General features: G+C 58.2%; 2 protein-coding genes. Both read left to right on the top strand.

Going from position 1 to position 2,346, the window contains the following annotated elements; translation table 11 throughout:
- The first annotated feature begins 106 nt into the window (after positions 1-106).
- Positions 107-1,084 (top strand): HpcH/HpaI aldolase/citrate lyase family protein, encoded by a 978-nt coding sequence (locus ACR0IK_RS24265; RefSeq protein ID WP_480643674.1) that lies wholly within the window; start codon positions 107-109, stop codon positions 1,082-1,084.
- A 377-nt stretch (positions 1,085-1,461) separates the two neighbouring features.
- A complete protein-coding gene (locus tag ACR0IK_RS24270; protein WP_480597364.1) occupies positions 1,462-1,611 on the top strand; it encodes a DUF4147 domain-containing protein in 150 nt (49 codons plus the stop codon).
- Positions 1,612-2,346 lie beyond the last annotated feature (735 nt).

Below are 2,346 nucleotides of genomic sequence, written 5' to 3' on the forward strand. Positions count from 1 at the left end.
GCGAAGACGGAAACGGTGCCGTCGAAGCCAAGGTCAAAGCCGAGGTCGCAGACCTCTGCGCCAAATTCCCGATCTATCCTAACCTGTAAGTTGAAGGACCCGAACCATGAGCTTTCATTCCATTGAACAAGCCCCTGCCCGCTTGAACCGCAGCGAGCTAGCCGTTCCCGGCAGCCAGCCCGGTATGTTCGAAAAGGCAGCGCAGTCGAATGTGGATGTCATCTTCCTTGATCTGGAAGACGCAGTTGCGCCAGACGAAAAGGAACAGGCGCGCAGAAACATCATCGAGGCGCTGAACGATATCGACTGGGGCAACAAGACCATGTCGGTTCGGATCAATGGTCTGGACACCCACTATATGTACCGCGACGTGGTGGATGTGGTCGAACAGGCTGGTGAGCGGTTGGACCTGATCATGATCCCCAAGGTTGGCACCGCCGCCGACGTCTATGCCGTCGATATGCTGGTCACCCAGATTGAGGACGCCAAGGGTTTCAAGAAACGCATCGGGTTCGAGCACATCATCGAAACCGCGCTGGGGATGCAGAATGTCAGCGAGATCGCGGCGGCTTCGAAGCGCAACGAAAGCCTCCATTTTGGTGTTGCCGACTATGCCGCTTCGACCCGCGCTCGGACCACGATCATCGGTGGCGTGAACCCCGATTATTCGGTTCTGACTGACGCAGACGCGGATGGCGGACGCATGACCCACTGGGGCGACATGTGGCATTACGCGCTAGCGCGCATGGTGGTTGCCGCCCGTGCCAACGGCCTGCGCCCGATTGACGGGCCGTTCGGCGATTTCCAAGACCCGGAGGGCTATCGTGCCGCGGCCAAACGTGCGGCGGTTCTGGGGTGCGAAGGCAAATGGGCGATTCACCCCAGCCAGATCGCGCTGGCGAACGAAGTCATGTCACCCGGCGACGCCGAAGTCACAAAGGCGCAGCGTATTCTCGAAGCGATGGCCGAAGCCGAAGCGGCAGGTAAAGGAGCCGTATCTCTGGATGGTCGTCTGATCGACTATGCCTCAATCCGTCAGGCAGAAGTCATGGTCGAAAAAGCCCGGCAAATCGCTGCAGCTTGATCGCAATACGACTGTGCAATCGTCAAAATCGTTTTGCGTTAGTGCCGCCGCCATTTTTACCAAGGCGGCCACGGCGGCAGTTTCGGCCGTCTCTCTACGAGGACGATTGCAATCAACCCCTTTGGCTTTGCCAAAGCAAGGTGGGCGCAGAATTCTGGTCGCTATAAGGAAAGCTGCCCCCGCCATAATGTCCAAGGCATTGAAACACGTTCAGGGCGATCACGTCGCCCTGGCCGAGACACATGCCGAAAACCAGTCTGACGTTCCCGGAGCCACGGTATAGATCAGCGCACACCCCGTCCCGGAGTAACGAGGCCTGAAAGCCGAGCGGCAGATCATCGTTCTGCTCAGCACCGCACGTGAGCAGGATCAGATCGTTGCGCTATTCTCTGGCGGGGCTGTCGGGCTTGGCTCCCGCGCTGGTTGAAGGACTGACCCTGCCGGACAAAACCACGGTCAACGAGGTTTTGCAGTCTTCCGGGTTGGGTATCATGCGGATGAACCTTGTGCGTCGGCACCTAAGCTGACTTAAAGGCGGTGGTTTTTTTGCAGCACGGATCGCCTGCCCCCGTCTCGGCCTATATCCTATAAGATGTCATCGGTGATGACCTTCGCACCGTCGCGGGCGGACTGACTGCCTTACCAATCGGAAGTCACGCCGACGCCCGCAGGGCCTGTATCGAAGCCGGCATCCGGCATCGGTTGCCGGATTCCAACCGCACGCATCCGGAATAGCGTATCCCTGAACAGACTAAGACGACTGGGCGACCAATCATCTAATTGGCTCGAACACGATAAGCCTTGAGGTCGCACATAGCTGTGCGGTCAAGACTTGCCAGACTGAAATTGGATCCTTCGCGTTGATCGGTGACGTGTCGGACGCGGAGGAACAGATTGTGCAAGCTGCGCTATCTGAGACGCCTGACCGACCGGTCGCTCTGTTGTTTGGCAGTGAAACAACTTTACGTCTGAAGGGCACAAGCCGCAGAGGACGCAATCGGGAATTGGCGCCGCGCGCGGCCCAACTGGCGCAAGAACGCCCAATTCCTGGAATTGGGTTTTTCTCAGCGCCAACACGGATGGCCGCGATTGTCCACCCCTGCAGCTGGCGCGATTGTGGATTCAGAAACCTGCGACCGAATCCGCGCGTCTGGAAAAGACTTTGTCGCCTTTCTGGACACCGCCACAACAACCGACGATCGAAGAATTGCCTTGGTTCCGGCTTACCATAGCTCGGGTTGGTGATGTGCAGGGGAAATCCG

Source organism: Ruegeria sp. BF7 (assembly GCF_056538605.1).